Origin of the sequence: Caballeronia eucalypticola, assembly GCF_047608185.1 — a bacterium.
GTDB lineage: Bacteria > Pseudomonadota > Gammaproteobacteria > Burkholderiales > Burkholderiaceae > Caballeronia.
Window position 1 is genome coordinate 154,824 of record NZ_JBLKRU010000010.1, and the last position, 25,648, is coordinate 180,471.

The 25,648-nt window shown below is 61.0% G+C and carries 21 protein-coding genes; 5 read left to right on the forward strand and 16 right to left on the reverse strand.

Translation table 11 applies throughout. The features are described 5' to 3' along the window. Nucleotides 1-7: 7 nt before the first annotated feature. Genes tssL through tagF form a run of 3 tightly spaced genes read left to right on the forward strand, consistent with a single transcriptional unit; the run spans nt 8 to nt 5,486 of the window. On the forward strand, nt 8-1,336 hold the full coding sequence (gene tssL / locus ACMX25_RS14450) for a type VI secretion system protein TssL, long form (protein ID WP_414950625.1): 1,329 nt from the start codon (nt 8-10) through the stop codon (nt 1,334-1,336). Then, complete coding sequence (gene tssM, locus ACMX25_RS14455) at nt 1,333-4,905, forward strand: type VI secretion system membrane subunit TssM (RefSeq protein ID WP_414950626.1); 3,573 nt, start codon at nt 1,333-1,335, stop codon at nt 4,903-4,905. Before tssL ends, tssM begins: the two co-directional genes overlap by 4 nt. Next, nucleotides 4,902-5,486 (forward strand): type VI secretion system-associated protein TagF, encoded by a 585-nt coding sequence (tagF, locus tag ACMX25_RS14460; protein ID WP_414950627.1) that lies wholly within the window; start codon nt 4,902-4,904, stop codon nt 5,484-5,486. The genes tssM and tagF overlap by 4 nt, the downstream gene beginning before the upstream one ends. On the opposite strand, the gene ACMX25_RS14465 is transcribed toward tagF, so the two are convergent. The 15 genes from ACMX25_RS14465 to ACMX25_RS14535 form a co-directional block, all read right to left on the reverse strand. Then, a complete protein-coding gene (locus ACMX25_RS14465; RefSeq protein ID WP_414950628.1) occupies nt 5,483-6,895 on the reverse strand; it encodes a serine/threonine-protein kinase in 1,413 nt (470 codons plus the stop codon). The genes tagF and ACMX25_RS14465 overlap by 4 nt on opposite strands. 2 nt (nt 6,896-6,897) lie before the next feature. Beyond that, on the reverse strand, nt 6,898-7,791 hold the full coding sequence (locus ACMX25_RS14470; protein WP_414950629.1) for a c-type heme family protein: 894 nt from the start codon (nt 7,789-7,791) through the stop codon (nt 6,898-6,900). Beyond that, nucleotides 7,788-8,759, reverse strand: a complete 972-nt coding sequence (locus ACMX25_RS14475) for a hypothetical protein (RefSeq protein WP_414950630.1) — start codon at nt 8,757-8,759, stop codon at nt 7,788-7,790. Before ACMX25_RS14475 ends, ACMX25_RS14470 begins: the two co-directional genes overlap by 4 nt. A gap of 115 nt (nt 8,760-8,874) precedes the next feature. Next, the gene (locus ACMX25_RS14480; RefSeq protein ID WP_414950631.1) at nt 8,875-9,852 is read right to left on the reverse strand and encodes an anti-sigma factor family protein; all 978 of its coding nucleotides are present in this window, start codon (nt 9,850-9,852) and stop codon (nt 8,875-8,877) included. Nucleotides 9,853-10,289: 437 nt separating this feature from the next. After that, a complete protein-coding gene (locus tag ACMX25_RS14485) occupies nt 10,290-11,180 on the reverse strand; it encodes an anti-sigma factor family protein (RefSeq protein ID WP_414950632.1) in 891 nt (296 codons plus the stop codon). Next, nucleotides 11,177-11,722 carry an RNA polymerase sigma factor gene (locus ACMX25_RS14490; protein ID WP_414950633.1) on the reverse strand — a complete coding sequence of 182 codons (546 nt, stop codon included), beginning with the start codon at nt 11,720-11,722 and terminating at the stop codon, nt 11,177-11,179. Before ACMX25_RS14490 ends, ACMX25_RS14485 begins: the two co-directional genes overlap by 4 nt. A gap of 139 nt (nt 11,723-11,861) precedes the next feature. Then, the gene (locus ACMX25_RS14495; RefSeq protein WP_414950634.1) at nt 11,862-12,938 is read right to left on the reverse strand and encodes a catalase family peroxidase; all 1,077 of its coding nucleotides are present in this window, start codon (nt 12,936-12,938) and stop codon (nt 11,862-11,864) included. Nucleotides 12,939-13,409: 471 nt separating this feature from the next. Next, nucleotides 13,410-14,483: a sensor domain-containing diguanylate cyclase gene (locus tag ACMX25_RS14500; protein ID WP_414950635.1), complete on the reverse strand. Its 1,074-nt coding sequence runs from the start codon at nt 14,481-14,483 to the stop codon at nt 13,410-13,412. Between the two features lie 674 nt (nt 14,484-15,157). Beyond that, a complete protein-coding gene (locus ACMX25_RS14505) occupies nt 15,158-15,754 on the reverse strand; it encodes a peroxidase family protein (protein ID WP_414950636.1) in 597 nt (198 codons plus the stop codon). Between the two features lie 69 nt (nt 15,755-15,823). Further along, nucleotides 15,824-16,846, reverse strand: coding sequence for a Gfo/Idh/MocA family protein (locus tag ACMX25_RS14510; RefSeq protein ID WP_414950637.1), 1,023 nt, complete (start codon nt 16,844-16,846; stop codon nt 15,824-15,826). Nucleotides 16,847-16,884: 38 nt separating this feature from the next. Continuing rightward, complete coding sequence (locus ACMX25_RS14515; protein ID WP_414950639.1) at nt 16,885-17,736, reverse strand: sugar phosphate isomerase/epimerase family protein; 852 nt, start codon at nt 17,734-17,736, stop codon at nt 16,885-16,887. Beyond that, nucleotides 17,651-18,070, reverse strand: coding sequence for a Dabb family protein (locus ACMX25_RS14520; protein ID WP_414950640.1), 420 nt, complete (start codon nt 18,068-18,070; stop codon nt 17,651-17,653). Before ACMX25_RS14520 ends, ACMX25_RS14515 begins: the two co-directional genes overlap by 86 nt. A gap of 2 nt (nt 18,071-18,072) precedes the next feature. After that, the gene (locus ACMX25_RS14525; RefSeq protein ID WP_414950641.1) at nt 18,073-19,242 is read right to left on the reverse strand and encodes a dihydrodipicolinate synthase family protein; all 1,170 of its coding nucleotides are present in this window, start codon (nt 19,240-19,242) and stop codon (nt 18,073-18,075) included. 7 nt (nt 19,243-19,249) lie between these two features. Further along, entirely contained in the window at nt 19,250-20,029 is a 780-nt protein-coding gene (locus tag ACMX25_RS14530; protein ID WP_414950642.1) for a 3-ketoacyl-ACP reductase, read from the reverse strand. Further along, nucleotides 20,026-21,171: an acyl-CoA dehydrogenase family protein gene (locus tag ACMX25_RS14535; RefSeq protein WP_414950643.1), complete on the reverse strand. Its 1,146-nt coding sequence runs from the start codon at nt 21,169-21,171 to the stop codon at nt 20,026-20,028. The genes ACMX25_RS14530 and ACMX25_RS14535 overlap by 4 nt, the downstream gene beginning before the upstream one ends. A gap of 380 nt (nt 21,172-21,551) precedes the next feature. On the opposite strand from ACMX25_RS14535, the gene ACMX25_RS14540 reads away from it, so the two are divergent. After that, on the forward strand, nt 21,552-23,075 hold the full coding sequence (locus ACMX25_RS14540; protein ID WP_414950696.1) for an acyl CoA:acetate/3-ketoacid CoA transferase: 1,524 nt from the start codon (nt 21,552-21,554) through the stop codon (nt 23,073-23,075). 55 nt (nt 23,076-23,130) lie between these two features. Here ACMX25_RS14540 and ACMX25_RS14545 read toward each other — a convergent pair whose 3' ends face one another. Beyond that, entirely contained in the window at nt 23,131-23,814 is a 684-nt protein-coding gene (locus ACMX25_RS14545; RefSeq protein WP_414950644.1) for a TetR/AcrR family transcriptional regulator, read from the reverse strand. Between the two features lie 220 nt (nt 23,815-24,034). On the opposite strand from ACMX25_RS14545, the gene ACMX25_RS14550 reads away from it, so the two are divergent. Beyond that, entirely contained in the window at nt 24,035-25,543 is a 1,509-nt protein-coding gene (locus ACMX25_RS14550; protein WP_414950645.1) for an aldehyde dehydrogenase family protein, read from the forward strand. Nucleotides 25,544-25,648 lie beyond the last annotated feature (105 nt).

A 25,648-nucleotide genomic window follows, 5' to 3' on the forward strand; every position in this document is an offset into this window, starting at 1 on the left:
CACTGCAATGACTAACGACACGGACCCGACACTCGACGACTCGGATTTCCTCGACGCCGCGCGCACGATCATGATGCCGACACCCGGCCTCAGGCGCGAGCGCCCGGCCGCGGCGAAGGCCGCCGCTGCAACGCCGGCGCTGGCGCAGCTCGACGCCGCGCTAGATGGCCGCAATCCGCTCCTGCGCGCCGCGAACCCGCTGCTTGAACTGGCGTTGCCGCTGCGACGCCTCACGAGTCATCCGGACCTGGAAGCGCTGCGCACGCAGTTGATCCAGATGGTGCGCACATTCGAAACCAACGGCCGTGCGTTTGGCGTGCCCGATGCGCAGCTTGGCCCGGCGCGCTATTGCCTGTGCACGTTTATCGATGAATCGATTGCCGCCACGCCATGGGGCGCGGGCGTGTGGGGCCGGCGCAGCCTGCTGGTGACGTTTCATAACGAAGCATCGGGCGGCGAGCGCCTGTTCGTGATCCTGCAGCGTCTTGCGCAATCGCCGGCTGTCGATATCGATCTGCTCGAGCTGATCTACGTGATGCTCGCACTAGGTTTCGACGGACGATACCGCCTGATGGAAGGCGGCAAGACGCAACTCGACGTGATCCGCGAACGGCTCGAACAGATGATCCGCGCGCAGCGCACGCCGGTTGAACGCGCGTTGTCGCCGCACTGGCAACCCGCGCCGCGCGAACGCAAGCGCTTGCTGCAGTTCGTGCCGTTGTGGGTCGCGCTTGCGCTTGCTGCGTTCGTGCTCGTCACCGCAAGCCTTGTATTGAGCTTTCGCATCAACGACTTTTCGGACCCGGTGTTTGCCTCCATGCGTTCGATACGCGTGGCGCCGGCGCCCGTGCTCGCAGCGAAAGTCGATGCAGCGCCCAAGCTTGCCGCCACGCTTGCCGGTTTCCTCGCGCCTGAAATTGCGCAAGGGCTGGTGACGGTCGGCGATTCGGCGGACCGCACGACGGTCACCCTCAACAACACCGCGACGGGCACGCAATTGTTTGCATCGGGCAGCGCCGATCTCGATCCTCATTTTGCCCCGCTGATGCAGCGCATCGCGGACGCATTGCAGGACAAGCCGGGCAACGTGGTCGTGATCGGGCACACGGACAACCAGCGCATCATCTCGGCGCGGTTTCCATCGAACGTGGCGCTCTCCCAGGCGCGCGCCGATACCGTGCGCGCGATCATCGCCGCGCGTATCAATTCGCCATCGCGCCTGAGTGCGGAAGGGCGGGGCGACACCGAGCCGATCGCATCAAACGATACCCCCGCGGGGCGCGCGAAAAATCGTCGCGTCGCCATTGTGATTCTTTCGCCAGGAGCCGCGTCATGAAGTGGTCAAGCGGATTCAGAAAGCCGGTGGTCACGTCGTTCCTTGGCGTGATGGCGCTGGCGTTTATTGTGTGGTTTGAAGGACCGTTGCTTGCTTTCAACGGCAGCGAGCCGCTAGGAAGTGCAACCAGCCGATGGATCCTGATTGCGCTCATGTTCGCATGCTGGGCGGCGTATTTCGGCGCGCGTGCCTTGAAGGCGCGGCTCGCGAGCTCGAACTTCGTGCGCAGTCTGATTGCGGATTCGGTCGATCCGGCCAACCGCGAACCGAGCGAAGCGCGCAAAGCGGCAGACGCCGATCTCGCCATCCTGCGCACGCGCTTCGAGGAAGCGTTGAAGACGCTTCGGACCAGCGCAACGGGCAAGGGCAACAAAGGCTGGAAATCCTGGCTCGGCGCGCGCGGCCAGACCATTTACGACTTGCCGTGGTACATGTTCGTGGGTGCACCGGGTGCGGGAAAAACGACTGCGCTGGTTCACTCCGGCCTGCGTTTTCCGCTGGCTGACCGGCTCGGCGCACAGGCGATTGGCGGCGTCGGCGGCACGCGGCATTGCGACTGGTGGTTCACTGACGACGCGGTGCTTCTGGACACGGCGGGCCGCTTCACCACGCAAGACAGTCACGCCGAAGCGGATCGCGGCGCATGGCTCGGCTTTCTTGCGATGCTGCGAAAGTACCGTCCGCGCCGGCCGCTCAATGGCGTCATGGTGGTGGTATCGGCGGCAGACTTGCTGCAGCAGACCGACGCTCAGCGTGCCGCGCATGCGGCATCGGTACGTGAACGCCTGAGCGAGTTGAACAAGCAGCTTGGCATGCGTTTTCCGGTGTACGTGGTGGTCACGAAGAGCGACATGTTCTCTGGTTTCTCCGAATTCTTCGATGACCTCGGCCGCGACGAGCGCGAGCAGGTCTGGGGCGTGACCTTCCCGCATTCGCCCGAAGAAGAGATGGAAACTGCGGAAAACAGAGAGCAACCGCTCCAGCGTTTCCCCGGCGAATTCTGTCTGCTGCATCGGCAGCTTCAGGATCGCGTGCTGCAACGCATGCAGCAGGAAACCGATGTGCGCCGTCGCGCGTTGATCTATTCGTTCCCGCAGCAGTTCGCGGGTATCGAAGGGCCGTTGCAGCGTTTTCTCGACGATGCCTTCAGTGAATCGCGCTTTGATCGCGCCGCGTTGTTGCGTGGCGTGTACTTCACGAGCGGCACGCAGAGCGGCCGTCCGCTTGATCGCATGATGAGTTCGATGGCCGCGGCGCTCGGGTTGCAACGCGAAGTGCTGCTCGCCGATACATCGAGTGGACGCGCGTATTTCGTGAAGCGCTTGCTGCGCGACGTGATCTTCGAGGAAGCGGGTCTTGCGGGCGGCAACGCGCCTGTCGAACGCAGGCGTGCACGGTTCCAGCGGATTGCCATTGGCGTGGTGGGCGCTGTGTTGATTGCCGGGTTGATCGGACTGTTTGTCAGCGATCGTGCGAATCGCCGTTTCGTTGAAGAGAGCCGTCAGCAGATCGCAGCGCTTCAGCAGCGAGTGCAACAGACCACGCTCGGCGACGATCCGCTCGCGGTCCTCCCCGTACTCGATGCCGCCCGTGACCTGCCCGGCGGCGAAGCCGAACGCGAAACCCGCGGCGACGTCTGGTGGGCGAAACTCGGTCTCGATCAACGCGAGAAACTCGGCGCCGAAGCGCAGCGTGTCTATCAGCGCTTGTTGCGCCAGACCTTGTTGCCGATTGTCGTGCAGCGCATGGAAGAAGAGTTGCGCCGAGGCGATGCGAACAACGCCGCGCTGCAATATGAAGTGCTGCGTGCGTACCTGATGCTTGGCGACCCGGCGCACTACGATCCCGACGCATTGAGAAGCTGGGCCATGCGCGACTGGCAACGCGGTCCGTTGAAAACCGCAAGCGACGCGCAACGCGCGAGTATCGACCAGCATCTCGAGGCGCTCTTCCGCCGGGGACAGTTCGATTCAAACCTGCCGCTGGATCAAAACCTCATCGCCCAGGCGCGCGCAACGTTGAGCCGCGTGCCGCTTGCGCAGCGCTTGAACAGCCGCATCCAGCAGCAGCTTACGCAATTGCATCTGGCGGATTTTTCCATCGCCAAGGCCGCGGGGCCGAGCGGTCTGCTGGTGTTCGTGCGCAAGAGCGGGACGCCGTTGACGCAGGGTATCGATGGCGCTTATACGCAAGCCGGCTTCACCCAGTTCCTGCGCTTGCGGGAGATGACGCTCGCCAGTATCGCGAAAGACGACTGGGTCCTGGGACGCGCTGAAACGAAACCGGATGCTGCGGGTGTCGATGAACTGCGCACGGCGCTCACGCGTTTGTACTGCGAGGAAAGCATCCGGCAGTGGGACGGGCTGCTCGGCGATGTCGGTGTCGTCTCGTTCTCCGCACCCGATCAGGGCGCGCGCGTGGCGAACCTGATGGGTTCGCAGAATTCGCCGTTGCGTGCGCTGATTGAAGCGGCGTCGAGCGAGACCACGTTCGTCGCGCCTGTCGCAGGCACGGACGCCGGCGCCGGCAAGTTCGATGCCTTGCGCAAGAGCCTGGGTGGCGCAGGAGAGCAAACGCAACCCGTTGCAAGCACCGACAACGCTGCGCTCGTCAACACGCATTTCCAGGCGCTGCATGATCTGGCGGGCAAGCCGGGGGCCACATCGGGTGCGCCGATCGATGACTCTATCGGTGCATTAAAGGAAGCCGCCGCCACGCTGCAAGCGGTCGACTCTGCGCGCAAACAATCGCTACCCCTGCCGCCCACGAGTTCGCTTGACCGCTTGAAACTGCTCGCGCAAGGCGCACCCGCGCCGCTGGGCGCGGTGCTGCAAGGCGTGGCCGATAACGCCGATACCGTGCAGGTTCAAAGCCAGCGGGCCCAGCTTCGGGCACTGTGGGCATCGACGGTCGCGCCGGCTTGCCGGCAAGCGCTCGATGGCCGCTATCCGCTCGTGCGCACCTCCACGCGTGATGCCGCGCCCGATGACTTCGGCCGTATCCTCGCGCCCGGCGGCCTGATCGATGACTTCTTCCAGAAGAACTTGCAGAATCGCGTGGATACGTCGGGCGCGGTGTGGCGCTGGCGTCCGGAAGCGCGCTCGCTCGGTATTCCCGATGACGTCCTTGCACAGTTCCAGAACGCCGCGCAGATCCGCGATGCGTTGTTTCGCGACGGCGGCCATGATGTTTCGGTGCGGTTTTCGGCGAAGCTCGCTTCCATCGATCCATCCGTCAAGCGGTTCGTTCTCGATATAGACGGCGTCCAACTGGTCGCGACCGATAGCACGCCGGGCGCGACCGCCGCGTTCCAGTGGCCGAGCGGCAAGGGGACCGGACAGGCGCACGTGGAGCTCGATCCGTCATCGGCTGCAGCGCCGCACGCGGATGGTCCGTGGGCGTTGTTCCATCTGCTCGATACTGCTCGCATCGCGCCCGCAGGTCAGCCGGACCGTTTCAAGGCGGTCTTCGACAACGGTTTGGCATCGGTCGACCTCACGGCAAGCAGCATGGTCAATCCGTTTCGTGCGGGCGTGCTCGACCGCTTTCGTTGCCCGGCGCAACTATGAGGAAACCTGAAGAAGCCGGCACGGGCTTCTACGGAAAAGTGCGCACGCATGGCGACTTCGTGGGCCGCGGCTTGTCGCGCGGGTTTGTCATGCAGTGGGATACGTGGCTGCAACACGGGCTGTTGAAGGCACAAAAGCAGCGCGGCGATGCATGGTTGCAAGACTTCCTTGGCATGCCGTTATGGCGCTTCGCGATGAAACCAGGCGTGATCGATGACGCTGCATACGCCGGCGTGGTGATGCCGGGTATCGACGCAGTCGGGCGATATTTTCCATTTGTCGTTGCGCGGCCAATGGATCAGCGCGTCTTCCACGACTGGTTGCGCAGCAGTTCGGTCTGGTACGAACAGGCGGCGGGACTGGCGTTATCGACGTTGAAGGCGACGTTCTCGCTGACGGAGTTCGAGACCGGACTGGAACAACTTGGCAGCGGCGCCGAAACGCTCGTCTGGCGCGATACGTTCAAGCGGTTCTTGAGCGACGAGGGTGCGGCAAGCGTTTGGTGGACGAGCTCGCAGGGACAGCACAAGCATGAAGGAGCGCTTGATGCCGCACTGTTCCTGCGCCTGCTCGAAGGTTAATCGGAAGAGATGCCGAATTCGCGCCGTAATGCATGACTGTCTTTCGGATCTTGCACGGCGTTGAGCAAACGCTCGTAAAACGTGCCGGTATCAGGCACGTTCAAGGCGGCGCGCGCGACGATGACCCGTGCGATCGGCCCAAGGTAAGCGGCGAGCTTGAGCGTGGCGTCCTGCAATATCTCGGGCGAAAGGCTCACCTGAACTGCCGCCTGGTTCCCGGTCGTCGACGTCCGTTTGATACTCGATGCAACCCGCGACCCTTCCCCCGGCGTTTCCAGCCGCGTCAACAACGCGTTGAAATCGCGGCGGGCCGCCTCCGTTGGAAAATGCGCGGCAAGCCGCTCGCGCAACGCATTGAAGTCCGACGATTTCGCCGTCGCACGACGCAACAGGATCGTCGCGACCGGTCCAACATGGCTCGCCAGCCGCTCTTCGAGTTGTGCAATCAATTCAGGCGGCCACGCCATTGAAGGCTCGGTGAACACGGGCGCTTCGAGCAACGCAACCGGTTTTGCAAATGCAATCACCGTCTGGTCGCTGTCGTCGGATTGCGCTGCGCCGAGTGCGCCCATCAGCACATCGCGCCATTCTCGTGCTGAGGCGTAACGGTCTTCGGGCCGCTTGGAAAGCGCCTTCATCAACATCGCATCGATATAACAAGGCAAGTCCGGCACGCGTTCCGATGGCAGCATCGGCGTCTCGCTCAGCACTTGGCGCATGACCACGGTCGGCGTACCCGCGAACGGGCACACACCGGTGAGCATTTCGTAGAGCACGACCGCTGCGGAGAAAAGATCCGCGCGCGCATCGATAGTCTCGCCCGTGAACTGTTCCGGCGACATGTAGCTGGGCGTGCCCATCACCGTGCCGAGTTGCGTGAGATGCGAAGCTTCAATCCGTGCAACGCCGAAGTCCGTGATCTTGCATTCGCCGCGTTGCGTGATCAACAGGTTGGCCGGCTTGATGTCGCGATGAATCACGCCTTCCTGATGCGCGTAATCGAGCGCATCGAGCAGTTGCAGGAAGCACCCCAGAGCACGAGCCGGTTCAATGCGGGTTTGTGTTCTGGCATGCTGCGCGAGGCGCGCGGCGAGGCTCTCGCCACGCACGTATTCCATCGTGATGTATGCCGTATCGCCGGCTTCGCCATAGTCGTACACCGACACAATGTTCGGATGGGCAAGACGGCCGGCCGCGCGCGCTTCGTTCAGGAATCGCGCGGTCAGGTCGTGCATCGATCCGCCTTCGGAACCCGCCGGCAGCAATTCGTTGCGGATGGTTTTAAGCGCGACATGGCGCTCGATCTGCGGATCGAACGCCAGATAAACCACGCCCATCGCGCCGCGTCCAAGTACACGCTCGATGCGGTATCGGCCGAGTTCGGATGGCGTGCCGGCGGATGCGCTCATGATCAGTGCGCCCCTTCATCGAGGATCTTGAATGCTTCAATCAAACTCGTCCTCATGCGTCCGAACGATACCGCCAGCGAAGCAATCTCATCCGATCCGCCGGTGGGCAAGGGTGTTTCGGCGAGCTTGCCGAGACTCATTTCGTGGGCGGCGCGCGAGAGTGACTGGATCGGCCGCGTGATCAGGATGTTCACCATCACGTTCATCACGATCAGCACCACGGCGAACACAGCCGTCAGCGACAGCATGAACGTGCGCCAGACAGCGCGGCCACGTTCTATGGGTTGGGTCATCGGCACGGAGACGACCTCCGCGCCGATCACATCGTTCATGGTCCAGCCGAAGCCGTTCGCCGAGCCGTATTTATCGATCATGGTGGCGGGCGCCGCGCTCGGCGTGCTGTGGCATTGCATGCACGCAACGTCCGTAATGCGGCTCGGCCGCGCGAGGAACAACGTCGGGTTGCCCGAGGAAATACGCTGACCTGTCATCTGTTTCAGGTCGGGATGATCGTGCAGATGCGTGATGACATCGGTTTCCCAGTCGGTCGGCCGGTCACGCGGATTGGTCGGGTTGAGCATGGTCGACTTGTAGGAAAAGTTCGGGAAATCCTTTTGCAGCAGGTTCAGCATTTCGATAGCCGAAAACGCCGGAATGGACTCGGGCACGAACCGGTACTTGATCTGCGTGGCGAGCAGCGGTGTGACGTGGGTTGCGGTGTAGCTTTGCATCGATGCGGCCGCGCTGATCAGCACGTTGGCGTCGTGGACGGTTTCATCGAGCGCCTGCTTTTGCAACAGCCGGTCCGCGACCACGCCCGCCGCGCTCAGGCCGATTGCAAAGACGATGAGGAAGACGAGGTTGAACTTGGCGCTAAGAGAGAGTTTGCGTTTCATGGATGTTGATACAGTGAGTTCGCAGGCAGCGCGGCGGTGTTGACGCGAAGGGCTTGCAAGGCGCGTTGGCGGGCATCGGGGCGAGGGGGCGGGGGATACAGCAGCACGCGCCACTCGGGCAGCGCCTTGAGGTTTTGATCGACGGCACGGCGGAACGCCTGGTCCGTCAGGCGCAAGCGAAAACGCGCGGGGAAGCGCTTACGTGCCGGCAAGTCGCTGGCGAGCCACGCGGAAACATCGTCGTAGGTAACGGCGCGCAGCGGCTTGACGGGACTGTCATGCGCGGCCGGCGCGACGGGCAGGCGCTGCAGGGCATCGCGGAAAGCGACGGGCATATCGGTGAGAAAAGCGCTCGATGGACGCGGCGCAATCTGCGGCGGCGCGCTCACGGTCACATAGGCAAAGCTCCCGGGCGTGATCATGCTTTTACGCGCGGAGACGGCCAACGTTTGCGTGCCGCTTTCGCTGAATACGGCGATGGTCGACTTGTCGCGATCCGTGCCGGGCAGCGCTGCAACCACAACCGCGGCGCTCGCCGTCGTGTTCGTACCAAGCTCGATTGAACCTCGTTCGGTATCGATATCGAGCGCCTTGCAGGGCGCAGTCGCGCACGGATGGGCGACCTTCAGCCAACCATCGAGCAGGGCTACGCGCGGGCCCGCCTGCAGCAACACGCGCGTTTGTGCGCCGAGCGCGAGCAGGTTGCCTGCATCGTCCTGAAGCTGGACGACACCGCGCGGCGGGGATGCGATCAGGTCATCGTCACGCAGCGCTTCGCCCACGCCCAACTGATAGACGTTGGCTGCGCGAATGACGGTGGCGGGTGCGTCGGCGCTGGTGATCGTCCAGGCGGCTTGCGCTTGCGAGGCCGCGAGCAAACACCCGCACGTCAATACACCACGCAGCACGCGTTTGACCAGCCGACGGGAGAGCAACAGAAACAGGAAGTATTCGAGGCGATATCTCATGCGCTCCGCTGTGTGTTAATGCGCCGCGAGCCAGGAAATGGCCGGCGCATTAAACACAACAGCGAAGCGACGAAATTATTCCGCGCTTGTTAGACGGGCTTGTCAGGCGCGCCTGTCAGATAGCGGGGCGGCTGCCGAAGGAGGTTTTCGCCGATGCCAAAAGCGAAGCGCTCAGCGCGCGCGAGTCGTCACGGCTGAACAGCGCCGGGGACTGGCTGCTTGCGATCTGCTTGCCGAGCGCGGCCAGGTCGACGCCTTGCGGCTGCCCGATCAGCGCATAGCCGAGTTCGGCCTGGCGCCAGGTGACGACGGTCATCGATGCCACTTTTTGATCTGCCACCGCAGCGTCCGGCTTGACCTCTTTCATCACGCACAGCGCAATGGGGGCGCCTTCCTTGGGCAAATACACGATCTGCACGAGCGGCTTGTTATTGAAGCGCAACCGCTGCACGCGTTTGAACGTCAGCCCTGCCGCGCTCAAATCGGGAATGCGCAGCGCGAGGCCGTCGTCCTGATGGATTTCGTTGACGGTCTTGATGGACAGGTCGGTATCGCTGGTGACGTTGGCCACCGTCTCGCGTGAATACAGTTGCTGGTAACTCGCCGCAGCCGTGACCCATGGCGACACGCCCGTTCCTACCGATGCAATGGAAGCCCCCATATTCGATGCGGGCCCTGCACTCGGTCCGAGGCGCAACACGAGTCCGCACGCGAATGCGCCGCCAAGAAACGCCACGGCAAGCCACGCTGGTGCAATGCGCAGCCGTGAACGAATGGCCGATGACGCAGGGCTTCCGGGCGCACGTTCCACTACGGGATCATTGACGCTGACATCGGGATGCGTCGTCTGGCTGTCGGATCTGGCCTTGGCTGCTCGCGCCATTTCCTCGATCTTTGCCGTGAGACTGGCGGGAACCGGCGGCAATGTCTGCCCGGCAAATGCATCGCGATAAGGCAACCGCGAAGCCTGCAAGAGCGCGACGCGCTCGGCCACGTCGGGAGAGGTGCGCAGTTCGCGCTCGACTTCCTCGCGTTCGTGCAACGGCAGTTCGCCGTCAACGTAAGCCATCAGCAGGATATCGTCCGATTTCATAAGACTTAAGCAGTTCGCTTTCGCTGATGATTTATGTTTTTATTTCTCTCGTGCCCTGAATTGCATTTTCCCAATGAACAAAGTTTTTTCATTTGGAATGGCAATCGACCTTTGAGGACTCTACTAATCTTCACAGTTTCCAAGGGCCAATTTATAAAACAAACCAGGTCACCCGTACAACCAGAACAACCACCCGTTGCGCTCGCCGCAAAGCCCGGCGAGGAGCTGGGCGCATCAAATTACACCGGTACTAATTGAAGAACACCCGAGGCAGCAACGAAATTCCATATCTGCCGCATCTAAATCAACATTGGTGAGCGTCGCGTTTTATCGCGCAGAACAGACCTGTAACAAGTGTAACTGTGATCTGGGGCAGACGCTTAATGGATGTTTCTTACGGTGTTTCTTGCTCACCACATCTTGTGAACCGCAGAGACTCAACCAGCCAATGGTTCGGGATGCATCACAGAAGCCGCATCGCTGAAAAGCTGCTCCACCTCGCGGTTCGAGATCTGTTTGCCGAGCGCATTCATGTCCACGCCATCGGGTTTGCCGATCAGCGCATAGCTCAATTCAGCCTGACGCCAGGTCACCACACGCATGGAATCGACATCCTGACTTGCAACCCCCTGGTCCGGTTTCACGTCCTTCATCACGCAGAGCGCAACGGGCTCGCCTTTTTCAGGCTGATAAACGATCTGCACCAGCGGCTTGTTGTTGAAACGCAGGCGCTGCACGGTCTTGAACGTCAGGCCGGCGCTGTGCAAATCCGGAATCCGCAACGCGAGACCGTCTTCGCGGCGGATGTCGTCCACCGTTTTCGACGATGTTTCCGTCGTCTCGTTCACGTAGGCCAGCGTGTCGCGCGTGTAGAGCTTCTGGTAGCCCGTGGCGGCCTGCACCCACGGCGACAGGTTGCTTGCAGCCATCGAACTGGACTCGCCGTGGTTCAGCAAGGGTCCGGGGCGCAGGAACATTCCGCCGAAAAACGCACCCGCCACGCACGCAGCAGCGAGCCATGCGGGAACGGAACGCATGCGCGAGCGAACCGGCGCGCCGGCTGGTGAGGGCACGGCATTGTCATTGACTGCGGGTGCAGCGGCGTGCGCACGCGCCATGGCTTCAATCTTTTGCGTCAGCGAATCAGGCACGGGCGGCAAATCCTGCGCAGCGAATGCGCCCCGATAATCCACGCGCGACGCCTTCAGCATCTCGACCAGCTCAGCCGCTTCGGCCGACGCGCGTATGTGTTCCTCGACCTCGTGGCGCTGGCCGGGCGGAAGTTCGCCGTCGACATACGCCATTAACGTTACTTCATCGGTTTTCATGCAATTGAGTCCTTTCGCGTCGCCGGGGCTTTTGGCTTCGGTTCGTGCGAGCTGAACTGCGCGCCGACGGCTTGCCGGGCGCGCGATAAGCGGCTCATGACGGTTCCGATAGGAACCTCGAGTACATCTGCAGCTTCCTGATAACTCAGGCCTTCGACCGCGACCAGCAGCATGACCACGCGCTGTGCCTCGGGCAGGCGTTCCACGGCGTTGATGATCTGGCCGTGCATGAGTTGCGTTTCCGGGCCTTTATCCACGGGGTCGGCGATGTTTTCCAGGAAATCGTCGTCCCACTCCATGCTGGAACGTTTGCGCACGCTTCGCGCCCGCAATTCGTTGATCCAGGTGGAATGCACGATCGAAAACATCCAGCTTAACGGGGCCGTATCGGGCTGCAGCTGGTGCGCCCGTTCCAGCGCGCGCAAACACGCGCGCTGCACGAGATCCTCGGCGTCGTGCCGGTCGCCCGATATGCGCAGCGCAAAGGCCCACAAGCGCGGCAGCATGTCGGGAAGCATGCTCGGTAAGTCTGCACCGTTCATCGAACGAATATCTCCTGGTACCAGTGTCCTGTCCGAATGCTGCCAGCAGCATGCACGCGAGATCTGCGTGAAACGAACCGCATAGTTTAACTTGCAATCGGGCATTTCGCCGCAGACTCGTTCGGCATGCCGCACGGTTTTATCGCCGGGAATTTCCTGGCTGCGCTGCCTGCGCTTCTTCGCGTGTACGGCGATTGAAAGAAACAGCATACGCCGATGAGCGCGCGGCCAGCAGCGGATCGTCCGACGGTTCGATTCCAGCCGGCAACACCAGCGGATCGAAGTTGATATCGCGGCAGGCTCCATCGATCTGCGATTCTGCCTGGTCGATCACCACCACGCCCGCATCCACGCGATGCAGCTCCCGCTCTTGCGGCCAGAGGCGGGTGGCGTCGGCGGTCGGATCGCCGGGCGCGGCCGGCGTGATCATCAGGTGCCAGCGAACGGGACCGCGCACGAGACGCTTGCTCAAATCGTGCGCAAGGAAGTCCGGATCGCGCGTGTCGATTGCAGTGACAGACTGGTAGGCCGCTTCGGGCACGACGCTCCATCGGACGAAACGGGTGTTGCCTTGGGCGTCGGTGAACCTGAACGCGTTGATGCTGAAATAACTCGCGTTATAAAAATTCGATGACGCCGGGTGTTTCGCCAGCCATTCGTGAAAAGCCCTTGTTTCAGGATGTTTTTCCAGAAACCTCTCCATCTTCGCCGGGTCCACGCGGCCGCTGGCGGCGTCGGGCTGCAATGCGGCCAATTGCTGATACAGCGCGTCGGGTGTGCTGACGGCGAAGATTGGCACGGAGTTCATCGCGGTGCGCCATTCTTCGCCTTGGGGCAAGGACATTTTCAGTGCGAAGCTGCGGACCGGCGCATCGGCATCCTCTTGGGTCGGATCGCTTCCGGGCGCTGACAGCCGGCCTATAAAGGGAAAAGAGCCGCGCTTGAAGACACTCGCGCGCGAAAGTTGCGCGCCCCCGCCGTTGCTGTCGAAGTGGCCGCTCACGCATAACCCTTTTGCATGATTGCGCCGGAAGCCGGGGTGTTTGCGCGTTGTCGATTCGAACACGTCTATCATTCGCGCGGCCGTCAGCGGAGGAGGAACGAATGGCCAGTAGATCCAGCCGGCAACCCATGCGAACGAACCCGCAACGACGCCAAGCGTCAGCGCAATGATTGCATAGGCGGCGACAGGGCGCAGGTACGGCGCTTTGGTCATCGAGGGTTTATGTGCCGGTCAGGCAATGATAAGAGAGACAAAATGCCATGTTGCTACACGTGCGGTTCGTGGCTGCGGTACAAAGCATACGAGTGTGGAGGAAGCTGCTGCATTGGATCAGTGCTTCATGGCGCCTTTTACTTAACGGACCCGGTAATTGGAATGAATCCGGGGAAAGGCAATCCGTGAAAAGGCGCATTATGCCAGTCAGCCGCGAAAGAAGCAGCGCGCTAACCGCTAAGGGGGCTCATTAACGGAATTAATTAGGATTATTTAGCAAAATGGCGTCCGCGGAATGCCGCGAGTAAGGGCACCGCGTTCCTGGAAGCATTTTACTGCGCTCAAGTCCTGGTCTATTTTTTGGTCCGAGTTGCGGATAGAAGCCAGTTGCCGATCGCAGCAGATTCGCTGATCTATAAGAACGACGCGTCGTCATTCGTCATGGCGACGACGCGAATTCCGTGCGGTGTTTTACCGCGAGTGCGACTTGAACGCCTCGCCGCCGATGCCAGCGTGATCGACCGCTGCAATGCGGTTGCGGCCATTATCTTTCGCCTGATACAACTGGGCATCGACGAGATTGATGAACGCCGTTGCGTCCATTCTTTCGGTTGGCACGATCGTGCCGACACCAAAGCTTGCTGTCACGCATTGGTTATGCGGCGAACGTACATGCGCAATGGCTTCTTCCGCTATCAGCGCGCGGCAGCGTTCGGCGATTCTCACGGCGTTTTCAGCAGGGGTGTTGGGGAGGACCAGAATGAACTCCTCGCCGCCGAAACGCGCAAGAAAGCTGTCCGATCCTGCCGCTTCACCCAGTATGCGCGCGACGTGTTTCAAGCATGTGTCGCCTTGCAGATGGCCGTAGTAGTCGTTGTAGGATTTGAAGAAATCTATGTCGACCATGATCAGGGAAAGTGGCGTGCCCGAAGCTTTCGCTGCGGACCATTCACGTGCCATGACGCCGTCGAACATGCGGCGGTTGCCTGCGTCTGTCAAGCTATCGTGGAATGACAGTCTTTCCAGTTCCTTTTGCAACTCCGCGAGCTTTTCTTCGGTGCGCTTGCGTTCGCTGATATCGAACATGAATCCGACCAGTGAGTCGACTTCGCCGTCCGCGTTGCGTACCACGTGCACGACGTCGCGCAGCCACACGTAACCGCCGTCGCGTGTGAGCGCGCGATAATCGGCTTCGTGATCGGTGCCGGCCTTGGATTGCGTGACGCAGAAGTCGACAACCGATCCGCGGTCATCCGGATGCATGCGTTCAGCCCAGTCGTTGACGTCCTTCCAGCTCGACGGCGGCCAGCCTAGCAGCGATTCGATCTGCGGGCCGATGTACGCAAATTTCATCGTCGCCCAGTCGATTTTCCACGGGATCGCTTTGGTGGATTCGAGCAGCGTCCGGTAGACGCCGCTGTCGTCGTCGCCGAAAATCCGGGGCGGCGCGGCGGGGGTTCCGTCGTGCGGCAGGAAGGCGGCCTTCAGGTTGCTTGGGTTGCTTTGGTTGCTTGCGTTGCTGTCCGGATTGTCTTGGCTGGTCATATGGCGGTGGCTTTCGTTATCCTTGGCTTCGCGGTTGCAGAAATCGATTGTCGCTATTGACAACAGCGGGCACGTGTTTATTTTCGAGGTTAGCCTGCGTCCTCTTAGCGAGACTCGAGGAATGTACACCCGCTATATTTAGTACACGGCTAAAGAAGCGCTTGGCGGCGGGTATTATGGCCCCGCTTTTGCACAAGGTTGTAGGGTTCGGCGCCACAGTCGTCGCCTGCTCGCCACACCATCGGCTTTTGCGGATGTCGGGTCGCTTGATTTGGACGCCCTTGAGCGGAGCCGTCCATGGACCTATCGAATCACCCGGCGATGCCTAGGTTGGCGGCTGTCCGTGAGGCGTTACACCGGACGCGTGGTGATTTCCATTTCGTTGGAACCCTTCCTTCTATAGACCGCAGCGTACAAGAAGCACGTCATTAGGAACGCGCCAATGATCAAGTATCCGGCCATGCCTAAGTAATCATTTAGACCGCTGATCCGGGCCCAGAATGCACCGCTAAGCCGCAGCTTAGCGCCAGCAACTGCAAAGCCTCGAACCAGCTTGGCGGCCTGACGGTAGGGTAGATGGGACGCCAGTCAAGTAGACGAAAATGGTCGCCCACAGCCTGGTTCACTCTCGTGATGAGTCCACTCTCCCGCACATTGAGCGAGTGCTTGTCCGCCTAGGCCGTCACAACAAAATCCAGCATAGCTTTCATGTGAACAGGACCGCTTCCCGCGAAGCGCGGATTCCAGCCCGGTCCTTTCGCGCTGCGCACGAAGGACTGCGTGTCCGAGTCGAGGATGCCATAAATGACTTCGGCGACGATGCGTCCGCCGACCCAGCCGAGCTGAGTCAGCGCCCCCGGGCCGTTGAGCAGATCGTTCTCGGAAAAAATGCGGCTCCCTCCGCCGGTCACAGTATCGAGAATGGGCGCCTGCGCTTCGGCCAGAACATGGAACCAGAGCGGCGTGTCCTGCTGAAGGTCGGGATCGATGGGTGTCCATTGGAACGCCTGCGACGCGGGATCGGTATCGTTGTCCGGCCGTTGGTCCGTTTCTACCCGGACGACAAGTCTGTCAACGGCAAGCGGCCCTTGACCCTTTCCGTGTGCCTGGAGCTTCTTGGCCACGGTCTGGCCGTTCACGAGCTGGTAGGCGTTACCGCGCAGCAGATTCAGCAACGCGAGGGAAGGACGGTCCGGATTCGGCAGCTTGTCGTGTACGAGCGTCTTCGCTTCGCTTGTTGCGCCCGAGCCGGCCACGCCAGGCGGCAGCACGGTGAGCGGATCGACCAGCGTCGGGTCGAGCTTATAAGCGAATTGGAGCCGAACTTCAGGGTGGGCGTGTCATCGGCCGCTGTTCTGTCCGTATCGATGACTTCCTCGCCCAACACTTTGCACGTCAGGAACTATTTGATCGATGACCCGCTGATTGCCGAGCGAATTTTCAAGTGCGAAGGCCAGATTTGCCTTTTGTCCCAACACCGTTGCGGCAAAGTCCTCCACCATCAATTGATATTGGTCAACGTCGCCAAATTCCATGGTGTGTGTCTGACCTGTTTCATCGGAACGATGGCGAATGTGTGCAGGACCGTAGATTCCCGGATTGAAGGGGGCATCTACACTCAACCATCCTTTTGTTCCGTGAAAAATCATGTGCTGGCGGCGCGACATTTGTGTGCCGCAGTAGAACGTCATTGAGAATCCGGGGAACTGGGCGGTGCAACGGGCGAACCGGTCTGTGCCGAAGCGAGGATCGAGCAGAATCTCGGCATGAACACGAGAAGGTTCGAGGCCCGTTGCAAGCCGCGTGGTCACGACCGGGTAGACACCAATGTCGCGAACTCCACCTCCGCCTAGCGCAAGATTGTTCTTGAGCGCGTTGGGATCGTCGTTGAAGTAAGTGAACGATCCTTCAATCAGCGTGAGTTCACCGATCATTCCCTGAGCAAGGCTGTCGCGAACAAAAATCCATTGCGGATGATGCGCCACCATGAATGCTTCACCGCATACAAGCCCGGTTTGGTCGCGCAAGGCGATCAATTCGAGCACCTCCTTGGCGTTCATTGCAATCGGTTTCTCGCACAGCACATGCTTGCCCCCGAGCAAGGCCTTCTTGCACCATTCGACATGGCTGGCCGTTGGCAAGGGGATATAGATCGCGTCCACGTCGCTGCTCTCGATCACCTCATCGTAACTGGTCAAGACGCGGTCGATGCCATGCCTTGTCGCGAAAGCCTGTGCGCGGGCCTGGTCACGGCTCGCAACTACGGTTACCCGGCCGTTCGACGAGCGTTGCATAGCCGGTGCTACAGCGTTGTCGGCAATTTTTGCAGCGCCTAATATGCCCCAGCGAATCCTGTCAGTCATTGCTGTATCCGTGTTTTTGGTCGTTTAACGCTGCACCATCAGCAGACGGTCTGCAGACGTTCAGCGCAGAGTGCGAGCACTTCATCCGGCTCGCGTTGCCACCAGTTTTGCGCCGAAAAAATCTCGACTTCCACTAAGCCGTCGTAGCCGGCACGCTCGACGCATGACCGCACTGCGGGCAGGTCGATGACACCGTCGCCCATCATTCCGCGATCGAGCAGCATGTCATTTGTTTCGTGGAGCCAGTCGCACACGTGATACGCCAGGATGCGGTCCGCCAGCCCGGTTTTTGCAATGGATGCCGTCAATTCCGGATCCCACCAGCAGTGGTAAACATCAACGGCGACGCCGATAAAACCCGAGCGCTCCGGGTCCACCGTTTCGCACATGCTTAATGCCTGCGCGAGGGTGTTGACCACGGCACGGTTTGCTGCATACATCGGATGAAGCGGCTCAAGTGCAAGGGGCACACCGTACTCGCGTGCGGTTTCCAACAACATCGAGATCCCATCGGCCACTTGGGATCGCGCGCCTTCCAGATCGCGGCTACCGGGTACAAGTCCACCAACCACCAACACGAAACAGCGAGCTCCGAGCACAGCCGCATCGCGCAATGCGGCCCGGTTTGCTTCGACGTTCGCGCTGAATTCGGCAAACGTTGCTGCTGGTAGATAAGTCGAGCGGCAATAGCCTGTCACGCTCAGGTCGAGCGCCTTGATCTGGCGGGCAAGCCGCGGGACGTCGCCTCCCTCGACTTCCCGGCGCCACGGCGCGATTCCGCCAAAGCCCGCCCGGGCGATGCGGTCAATCGTATGGCTGAGTGGCTCCCGATGGCCCAGTGTTGCGGTATTGATGGAGCACAGGTCGAGTCTTCCCTGTAGGTTTCTCATGAGTTTCCAGATCGATATCGAAGACGAACAGCCCTTGCATGCCGTCTTCCAGTGCCTCAAGAAGGCGGGCCCCAATGGCTTGATGCGTCGGATGTACCAGATAAGCGAAGCAGTCGTCGCGGCTCGCGAAATCCATCGTGAAGCCGTCAGAGAACGTCATGCCATAGCCTTCCGGCGATACGTTGGGTCCGCACTGGAAATTGGTGAAGGCAATCCCAGGCACTTCCGTCAGCCGCCGGATTTGCTCGAAGAACGCGAGGCGGCGTTCCGGCGTCACTTCGCTGCGGAACCGGCAAAACACCATATGCCGTACTGGCCCTCCGGATCGAGCCATTGTCAGTCTCCGCATCCTAGCGGCGCCATGACTTTTCGAATGCGAGTGATCGCATCGTCCGGATCGCACAGCAGGCCGGCTTGGTCGGCCAGGCGGAATACGTCGGCCAGGTAAGCCGGCGGACGCATACCGTGGTGACCGCCCGGCATGAAGAAGTGATCCTGGAAGCCGTTCAGGTACGCGAGGAAAACCACGCCCGTTTTGTAGTACTGCGTTGGCGGTCGGAAGATATGTCGCGACAACGGAACGGTCGGCGCAAGCAAGGCGTTGTAGGTCTCGAGGTCGTTATCGGCGAGCGCGGCCAGCGCTTGCGATGCGGCGGGCGCGATGGCATCGAAGATGCCAAGTAGCGCATGCGAATAGCCGGCCTCGTCGCCTGCGATCAGGGCCGGGTAGTTGAAGTCGTCGCCGGTGTACATCTTCACGCTGGAAGGCAGGGCTCGCCGGAAGCTGATTTCTTTTGCGTCGTCGAGCAGCGAGATCTTGATGCCGTCGACATGGTCGATACTGCCGCCGATCACGTCCAGACAGACCTGTGCCGCGCTTTCGTAGTCCGGCGTGCCCCAGTAGCCCGCAAGCTCAGGGTCGAACATCTCTCCGAGCCAGTGCAGGATCACCGGTTGATCGCACATTGCGAGCACTTCACGATATACGCGAAGATAATCGTCAGGAGAACGTGCTACTCTCGAAAGCGCGCGGCTCGCCATCAGGATGACGCGTCCTCCCAGGCGTTGCACCGCTTCGAGTTGATCGGCGTATGCCCGGATCACCTGATCGCAGTTCGTGACGGATTCAAGCGCTACGTGATCGGTGCCGCAGCCTGATGTGATCAACGCGCCAGGAATGTCCCGTGTTCCTTCAATGCTGCGTGTGATCAGTTCGAGTGCGGTGCTCCAGGGCAGGCCCATGCCGCGTTGCGCGGTATCCATGGCTTCAGCAATGCCAAGACCTTGTTGCAACAGGTAACGCCGGTATTCAAGCGTGCGCTCCCAGTCGATCGCGGGCGCAGCATTCAGTTCGCCGGCGCGCAACGGATCTGCCACCACATGGGCAGCCGAATAAGCAATGCGGGTGAAAGGCCGCGCGGGTGCACGCACGTCGAGCGGCACGCCTTCAACACGATACGTTTCCATCGTGCCGGGCGCAGTGGGAAGTTTGAGTGTGAGGTTCATGTGCGGATCAGTATTTGGTCACAAGCAGACCACCGTCGATACGGATGGCCTGTCCAACGCTGTAGGGGAGGCCGCCGGTCGCAAGCGTGCGCACGGTGGTCGCCACTTCCTGCGGCGTGCCCCAGCGTTTGATCGCGGTGAGGCCCTGGTCGATTTGCGCGTTATAGCGTGCACGTGATGGTGCAGTCATTTCGGTTTCGATCAGACCAGGCTGTACTTCGTAGACGCTTACGCCGTGCTCCGCGAGGCGCAATGAGAACAGCGTGTTTGCCATCGACAACCCCGCCTTTGACACGCAATACTCGCCGCGCAGAGGCGAAGCGGCGACTGCATTTGACGAGGTGATCGTGATGACGCTCGGATGAGGCGCGACGCTGGTTATCGAGCGGGCCAGCAGGTGTTTCGCGAATGCCTGGGTCAGGAAGAAGGTGCCGCGCGTGTTCACGGCGATGCAGCGGTCGAAGCTCTCGGGCGTCACGTCGAGCAGGTCGCCGCGCGACATGACCGATACGCCCGCGTTATTGACGAGGCAATCGATCGGACCGGCGAGCCGCGCTTCAATATCCAGCAGCGTGGCCTGATGCGAGCCGATGTCGGCGAGATCGGAGACAACGGGAATCGCCTGAGCGCCGGTCCGTCTGACCTCGGCGACGGCCTGGTTGAGTTCATCGGATGCCACGACATCGGTGAGCGCGACATCAAATCCGGCGCGGCCAAGTTCGATCGCAATCGCCCGGCCGATGCCGCGCCGGCTGCCCGTGACCAATGCGATAGGGCGTGCGTTCATATCGAGGCTCCGTTGGCGATCAGGTCGCGGGCAATGATGGTGCGCTGAATCTGGTTCGTGCCCTCGTAGATCTGCGTGATTTTGGCGTCCCGATACAGACGTTCGACTTCATAGCCGCGAATGTAGCCGCTGCCGCCAAAAATCTGCACCGCGTTGGCGCTGTGCTTGACCGCCGTGTCGCCGGCAAAACACTTGGCCATCGAGCAGGCGATGCTCGCCCGGTCGCCGGTTTCGAGTCGTTCAGCGGCATCGAGCACCAGCAGGCGCGCGGCTTGAATATCTTTCGCCATGTCGGCGAGCATCCACTGGATTCCCTGAAAGTCGGCGATGTGGCTGCCGAACTGCTTGCGTGTCTGGGCGTAGTCAAGCGCGGCCTCGAGTCCCGCCTGCGCGATGCCGACGGCGAGCGCGGCAATGCCCACACGCCCCTTGTCGAGCACGCTCATCATGATGTGAAAGCCGCGGCCTTCCTGCCCGAGCAACGCATCGTGCGGGAGCTTTACGCGCTCGAAATGCAGTTCACCCACCTGTGAGGCGCGCTGGCCCATCTTGTGTTCCTTCGGGCCTTTCGAAACACCCGCCAGATGGCAATCGACGATAAAGATGCTCATGCCGCGCTTGCCCGCCGATGGATCGGTGCGTGCCAGCACGAACGCCAGGTCAGCGACCGGCGCGTTGTGGATCCAGAGCTTGGCGCCACTCAGTTCCCAGCCTTCGGCCGTGCGCGTGGCGGTGGTACGAATGCCGGACACGTCGGTGCCTGCATCGGATTCCGTGATGCAGTACGCGGGTCTGAGCTGGGCGCGCAGCAATGGCGCCATGTACTGCGCGCGCTGGGCTTCGGTGCCGTGCACGCTCAGCAGCGTGCCGACCAGTTCGAGCAAGCCGCACTGATCTGCCACCGACGCATAGCCTCGCGAGAGCTCTTCCATTACGAGCGCGTACGTGGTGACGTCGAGTCCGGCACCACCGAAGTCCTCGGGCACCGTGATGCCGAAAAGACCTAGTTCGCCCATCTGCTTATAGATCTCTGCGGGGAAGCGCTCTTCGCGATCAAGCGCTTCGGCCAGCGGGCGAATCACCTCTTGCGCGAACCGTCGGGTGGTCTCGCGAATCTGTTGGTGGGTTTCTGAGAGTCTCATGCTGTCTCCGTCTTCATGATCGATACGTGTTTGTGCGTGGTGTGCGCTACTGTCGCAGGTAGGCCGCGCGTCGCGCATGCCGCTTGAATTACGTGATTTCCTGCGCCAACATTCGAATCAAGTAACCATCTGGATGGTTATTTAAAACCAATGAACGAGTGATGTCAACGAGCTTTAAGGCCGAATTCCTTGACCCGTTTCATCCCGGGCTCCGGCTCGTGAAGGTAAACCCGAGCGTCAGGCATATCTTCTTGAATTCCACGATTTCCTGTGCCAACATTAGCAACAAGTAACCATCTGGATAGTTATTTAAGTTCGGCGGATGATTGCAATCGACGAGCTTTGGTCCGAATTGATTGGAGGGTAGATTGAAAAACTGGATGCAAGCCGAAGACGCGGTTGAACAGATCTTCGATGGGGCGACGATTGCGCTGGCCAGTAACGGCGGCGGTTTGCTCGAACCGGACGCCGTGCTCGCGAAACTCGAGCAACGGTTTCTCGCGACCGGCCATCCGCGCGATCTGACGGTGGTCCACGCGCTTGGAATTGGCGACGGCAAGGGCAGCGGCTTGGGACGTTTCGCGCACCCCGGTATGGTTCGGCGCGTTATCGGCGGCCATTGGAGCTGGTCGCCGGCCATGCAGCAAATGGCAAAGGACAACGCGTTCGAAGCCTATAGCTTCCCCGCTGGAGCAATTTCCACCCTGTTGCGGGAAATTGGCGCGGGCCGTCCGGGCCTGGTCACCCACGTCGGCTTGCGTACCTTCGTCGATCCGCGGATCGATGGCGGCAAGATCAATGCGCGCGCGACGGAAGATCTCGTCGAACTGATCGAGCTTGATGGCCGCGAATACCTGCGCTACAAGCCTTTCAAAGTCGACTTTGCGATTTTGCGCGGTTCATCCGCGGATGCGGGCGGCAACGTCACGTTGCGTCGCGAGCCGGCCGATCTCGACGTCTACGCTGCAGCGCTGGCGGCGCACAACAGCGGCGGCCGCGTGATCGTTCAGGTCAGGGAACGCGAGCCGGCAGGGTATGTGCCTGCGCGGCTGGTTCGCATTCCGGGCATCCTCGTCGATACGCTCGTCGAGACGCCGGCGCAGGCGCAGTGCGCCGTCGCCGATTACGACCCCACGCTAAGTGGCGAATCGCTCGGAAGTATTGCCGACGGCTTCTATGAAGTGCCTACGGGTATTCGTCGCATCATTGCCGCGCGCGCAGCGCTGGAACTGCACGAGGGCCATTCAGCGAACTTTGGTTTCGGCATTCCCGGCGGAATCCCGGGCTTGATGGCGCAACAGGGGCGGCTTGGCACATTCTGGGGATCGGTTGAGCAGGGCATCCACAACGGCGCAATGCTCGACGGCCCGATGTTCGGCTCTGCACGCAACGCAGAAGCGATCCTGTCGAGTGTCGATCAGTTCGATTTCTACAGTGGCGGCGGAGTGGACATCTCGTTTCTCGGCATGGGCGAGATGGATGGTCAAGGCAATATCAACGTATCGAAGCTCGGGGCAACGGTGGTAGGCCCGGGCGGCTTCATCGACATTACTCAGGGCGCACGAAAGATCGTCTTTTGCGGCACGTTCGAGGCAAAAGGCCTTCAGGTCGAGCAGGCGGGAGAGCGCCTGAGTATCCTGTCGCCCGGCAGTGTGCCCAAACTCGTCGATCGCGTGCAGCACATTACGTTCAGCGGTGAACAGGCGCGCATCGCCGGCCAGGAAGTCCTTTATGTAACGGAGCGTGCTGTGTTTCGCCTGGAAGCGGCGGGGGTGCGGCTGATTGAAGTAGCGCCGGGAATTGATGTTGAGCGCGATGTGCTTGCGCGCATGGCGTTTCGTCCGCTGGTGGACGACGCGCTGCTCTTGCAATCGAAGCAGTCGAAGGTGGCAAAGGTGGCTTGAGGCCGGATGAGGAAAGTGATCGCCGCCACGCTGCGATCCGGTCCGGCGCGGTGTATCACGGGCGCAGCAGCCGGAGCACCGTCTCGATGTTGAAGTCGAGCCTCGCTTTCAATGCGTCCTTACTCATGAAGTCGAAGTCAAAGATCAGGCCGCTCGTGTAACGATTGGTCAGGTAGTAATAACCGACTGCAGCCATGGTGATGTGGAGTTGCCGGACGTCGACACCGCTGCGAAAGACTCCGGCTTCAATACCGCGATCGAGTATGCGTTGCAACATGGAAATGAAATCATGATGCAGTTCCTTGAACCGTTCGGACTTCTTCACATGGCGTGCCTTGTGAAGGTTCTCGCTGTTCACGAGCGTCATGAACTCAGGATGCTTCAGGTAGTAGTTCCAAGTATGCGTGGTGAGCGCGACGATCGCATCCTGGGGCGAAAGATGATCGAGGTCGAGCTTGAGTTCTGCCATGCGGATGTCGGCATAGGCGTCTTCGAGCACGGCCACGAACAGCTCTTCCTTGCTTCCGAAGTAGTGGTAGATCATCCGCTTGTTGGCCTTGGAGCGCGTCGCGATGGCTTCGACGCGAGCGCCGGCCAGGCCAAGTTTCGCGAACTCCATTTTCGCGGCTTCGAGAATGCGTGCTCGTGTGACCTCCGGATCTCGCTGCCTGGGCTGGCGCTCGACAGTCGCTGTAGCAGGTTTCGAAGCGCGACGTTGAGTGATGGTTTCAGCGGTCATAGGGTCGTGAAAGTAGGAAGGGCGGGGCGACTGCCGGTTGACGTCATCTGGGGTGACTATAAACCAGAAGCGGGTTGCTAGGAAGTAACCGGATGGTGCAAAATCAGGCCAATGACAGAGCGAATCAGGCCAGCGACAGGACGGTAACAGCGCGACGCCGCTGTCGTCGATCCGAGATGGTTAGAGCGGCACTGAAGGAATTTCACACTTGGAGGCAGGAATGAGAGATTTGAGCGAACTGGCAGCCTCGCTGCGCTTACCGTCCGAACCGGTCCGTACGCCGATGTTCATAGACGGCAAGGACTATGCAGGCGCGACTGGCGAATGGGTGTCGCGCAAGAGCCCAGGGCACGGCGTGCCGGTCACCGCCACGTCGCGGGCCTCCAGGGGAGACCTGGACATGGCCGTCGCGGCCGCACGGCGCGCCTTCGACGATGGCCGCTGGTCCCGGCTGTCCGGCGAGCAACGTGCAGCGGTACTGTTGAAAACGGCGAGCCTGATCCGTGAGAACGTAGAGACGCTGGCTTATCTTGAGACGCTCGAAAGCGGTAAGCCGATCGGACAGTCGCGCGGCGAGGTCACCGCAGCTGCGGGTATTTGGGAATATGCGGCGGGCCTCGCGCGTGTCGTGCACGGCGATTCGCATGACACGCTGGGAAACGATCTGTTCGGTCTTGTCGTGCGGCAACCGGTCGGCGTGGTGGGCATCATCACGCCATGGAATTTCCCATTTTTCATTCTTTCCGAACGTCTGCCGTTCGCACTGGCGGCTGGCTGCACCGTGGTGGTCAAACCCGCCGAACTGACTCCAACGACGACGCTCAAGCTCGCCGCCTTGCTCACCGAAGCAGGCCTGCCCGATGGCGTGGTCAACGTTGTAACGGGGCTGGGGCCGGTGATTGGGCAGGCACTCGCGGAGCACATGGATGTGGACATGATTTCGTTCACCGGCTCGACGCCGGTAGGACGTTCGGTCCTCACCGCGGCCGGCGGCAACATGAAAAAGGTGGGGCTCGAGTTGGGCGGCAAGAATCCGCAGATCGTATTCGCCGATGCCGATCTCGACGACGCCGCGGACGCGATTGCCTTCGGAATCTCCTTCAACGCAGGGCAATGCTGTGTGTCGGGCAGCCGTCTCGTCGTGCACCGCTCGGTTGAAGAGGAACTCGTCGAACGCGTGAAGGCGGTGCTCGAAAAGGTGAAGGTGGGCGATCCGCTCGACGCGTCCAATCATGTCGGCGCGATTGTCGAAGCACGCCAGTTTGACAAGATCCGTGGCTATATTGACGCCGGCCGGCGCGACGGCGCGCAACTTGTTTGCGGGGGCACCAGCAGCAATGAGGGCGATAAGCTATTTATCCAGCCCACGGTGTTTCGTAACGTGCAACCCGGCAGCGCGCTCGCACAGGAAGAAATTTTCGGGCCGATACTGGCGGTCACGCCGTTCGACACTTTTGAGCACGCAATCCACCTTGCGAACGGCGTGGCCTTCGGCTTGGCTGCCAGCATCTGGACGCGCGACTTGCAAGGTGCAATCAAGAGCTTCCGTGAGGTACAGGCGGGCCGGATCTGGGTGAATTGCACCATCACGGGCGGCCCGGAAATGCCGATCGGCGGTGTCAAGCAGTCGGGCATCGGGCGCGAAACGGGGCGTTACGGCGTCGAGGAATACACCGAACTAAAGTCGGTGCATATCCAGCTCGGCAATCGCCCGCGCTGGATTGCCTGAAATGCGTGAGCCGTCTGGTGGTGCCTGAACCCGGGCGGCCGCGCAGAGCCGCGCGAAACGTGAGTGCCGCGTTACAAGCGCGTGGCCACAAAATACAGTATCGGA

Excerpts from the sequence above, each read along its gene's own strand:
- tssL (WP_414950625.1), top strand. The coding sequence starts at position 8 with ATGACTAACGACACGGACCCGACACTCGACGACTCGGATTTCCTCGAC.
- tssM (WP_414950626.1), top strand. The coding sequence starts at position 1,333 with ATGAAGTGGTCAAGCGGATTCAGAAAGCCGGTGGTCACGTCGTTCCTT.
- tagF (WP_414950627.1), top strand. The coding sequence starts at position 4,902 with ATGAGGAAACCTGAAGAAGCCGGCACGGGCTTCTACGGAAAAGTGCGC.
- ACMX25_RS14465 (WP_414950628.1), bottom strand. The coding sequence starts at position 6,895 with ATGAGCGCATCCGCCGGCACGCCATCCGAACTCGGCCGATACCGCATC.
- ACMX25_RS14470 (WP_414950629.1), bottom strand. The coding sequence starts at position 7,791 with ATGAAACGCAAACTCTCTCTTAGCGCCAAGTTCAACCTCGTCTTCCTC.
- ACMX25_RS14475 (WP_414950630.1), bottom strand. The coding sequence starts at position 8,759 with ATGAGATATCGCCTCGAATACTTCCTGTTTCTGTTGCTCTCCCGTCGG.
- ACMX25_RS14480 (WP_414950631.1), bottom strand. The coding sequence starts at position 9,852 with ATGAAATCGGACGATATCCTGCTGATGGCTTACGTTGACGGCGAACTG.
- ACMX25_RS14485 (WP_414950632.1), bottom strand. The coding sequence starts at position 11,180 with ATGAAAACCGATGAAGTAACGTTAATGGCGTATGTCGACGGCGAACTT.
- ACMX25_RS14490 (WP_414950633.1), bottom strand. The coding sequence starts at position 11,722 with ATGAACGGTGCAGACTTACCGAGCATGCTTCCCGACATGCTGCCGCGC.
- ACMX25_RS14495 (WP_414950634.1), bottom strand. The coding sequence starts at position 12,938 with ATGACCAAAGCGCCGTACCTGCGCCCTGTCGCCGCCTATGCAATCATT.
- ACMX25_RS14500 (WP_414950635.1), bottom strand. The coding sequence starts at position 14,483 with ATGACCAGCCAAGACAATCCGGACAGCAACGCAAGCAACCAAAGCAAC.
- ACMX25_RS14510 (WP_414950637.1), bottom strand. The coding sequence starts at position 16,846 with ATGACTGACAGGATTCGCTGGGGCATATTAGGCGCTGCAAAAATTGCC.
- ACMX25_RS14515 (WP_414950639.1), bottom strand. The coding sequence starts at position 17,736 with ATGAGAAACCTACAGGGAAGACTCGACCTGTGCTCCATCAATACCGCA.
- ACMX25_RS14520 (WP_414950640.1), bottom strand. The coding sequence starts at position 18,070 with ATGGCTCGATCCGGAGGGCCAGTACGGCATATGGTGTTTTGCCGGTTC.
- ACMX25_RS14525 (WP_414950641.1), bottom strand. The coding sequence starts at position 19,242 with ATGAACCTCACACTCAAACTTCCCACTGCGCCCGGCACGATGGAAACG.
- ACMX25_RS14530 (WP_414950642.1), bottom strand. The coding sequence starts at position 20,029 with ATGAACGCACGCCCTATCGCATTGGTCACGGGCAGCCGGCGCGGCATC.
- ACMX25_RS14535 (WP_414950643.1), bottom strand. The coding sequence starts at position 21,171 with ATGAGACTCTCAGAAACCCACCAACAGATTCGCGAGACCACCCGACGG.
- ACMX25_RS14540 (WP_414950696.1), top strand. The coding sequence starts at position 21,552 with ATGCAAGCCGAAGACGCGGTTGAACAGATCTTCGATGGGGCGACGATT.
- ACMX25_RS14545 (WP_414950644.1), bottom strand. The coding sequence starts at position 23,814 with ATGACCGCTGAAACCATCACTCAACGTCGCGCTTCGAAACCTGCTACA.
- ACMX25_RS14550 (WP_414950645.1), top strand. The coding sequence starts at position 24,035 with ATGAGAGATTTGAGCGAACTGGCAGCCTCGCTGCGCTTACCGTCCGAA.